The organism is uncultured Adlercreutzia sp., from assembly GCA_910585575.1.
In the GTDB taxonomy this organism is placed as follows: domain Bacteria; phylum Actinomycetota; class Coriobacteriia; order Coriobacteriales; family Eggerthellaceae; genus Adlercreutzia.
In genome coordinates, this window is sequence record CAJUFS010000133.1 from 315 (window position 1) to 1,824 (window position 1,510).

The window sequence follows — 1,510 nt, forward strand, 5'->3', positions numbered from 1 at the left end:
AGGAGATGATGGCGAGCCAGTTTTTAGCCAGCGGAAGCCCCGCGGCACTCAGGCCGGGGGTGTCGATGTCGCAGTCGCGGCTGGACGCGGCTTCGGGTGCGGAAGGTTGCGGGTGGTCGTTCTGAGTCATAGGTGCTCCTTGGAAAGACAAGCGCCGAGGGGCGCGGAATGCGGTCAGGTGCAAGAGTGCGGTTGCGACGGCCGTTGCGCCACCGCTTCTGGGTTGCAAAAGAAATTGGCCGACGCATCGGGTTGCGGGCGCGCAAAAAACAGTTGCCCTCAGGGGCAACCGGCGCATTGCGGCAACGCGGCTATGTTAGAGGTAAAGCACTCCGGCCATCAAAACACCTGTCCTTGGGCACAGGGCCCGATAGGTTTCCAAGTTTGACCAGTGTAAGGGGAGAAAGCGGAAGCGTCAACTGTCTTGCGGCGGCTCGGGAGGGGGTTAGAGGGAGGGCCCAGCGTGTCGGGCGTGGCGAAGATTGCGCTCCTCTCGGGTTCTGCGCTGCTATTCCTGGTGATGCTGGCCATGGCGTTGGCCGTGGCCGGATCTGGCGCCTTGGCCCTGGCCGTTGCTGTTGCCTGCCCCTGCGCCGTGACCAGCCCCTGCGCCCGAGCCGGAGCCGTGGTCGTGGGACTCGTTTTCGCAGAGGTGGTCGATGGCATCGTGCAGCTCGCGCATGGTCATGGAGGCGCAGTCGTCCACGGTTAAGGAGTCGTCGAGCTCGGCCAGCTCGCAGGCGGCACGGTAGCGGCCGACGCCCATGCCGGCGGCCGCGGCGGCTGCGCGGGTGGCCTCGTCGGCATGGTGGCAGGCGCCTTGGTAGGGATGGCTCGCAAGCACGGCGTCGCTTTGGGCCTGCAGTTCGGAAGACAACGCGGCGTTGTCGGAGGTAATGTTTACGTCCACGAAGGCGTCCTCGGCCAGATACGGCGCCATGGCCTCGCTTTCCATGAGGGTGTTGAAGGCCTCTTCGTAAGACTTGCCTTCCAGGGAAAGGGCATCCAGCACCGCGGCGCCGTCGTCGTTGATGGCGGTGGCGGCCACCACGCGGTCGAAGTTGTTGACGGTCAGCTCCAGGGACGGGTTCACATCCACGCCCACGAAGGCGGCCGGCTGCTGCCATAGGTGCCAGCCGGCGGCGCCCAAGATGCCGACCAGCAGAAGGCAGGCGGCCGCAGCCAGGGGCGCCCACCGATGGCGTCGCCGGAGCGAACGGGCGGCGGGGACGGTGGGGGCTGGCGAGCCTGCGGAATTAGGTTCGGCGGGGGTTGCCGCAGCGGGGCCTGGGGTTGAAGGGGCGGCCGTCGCCCTGGCCGCCTCGCCCTGCCGTGCCGCCTCAATGGCGGCCAGGGCGCGCTCTTTCGCTGCCGTGGGGGCCTTCACCTGCAGAAGCGCCTCGCGCACGTCGCGCTCGAAGTGGTCGTTGGCCGGGTGCGTCATGAGAGCACCTCCCTCAAGTATTTCTTGCCCCGCGCGATCCACGAGTACACCGTGTTCACGGGCGCA

1 protein-coding gene is annotated in these 1,510 nt (G+C 67.2%); it reads right to left on the bottom strand.

Translation table 11 applies throughout. The features are described from left to right. Positions 1–508: 508 nt before the first annotated feature. Positions 509–1,510: hypothetical protein (locus tag QZ307_RS11030; protein WP_366779061.1), on the bottom strand; the 1,002-nt coding region annotated here is incomplete at its 5' end.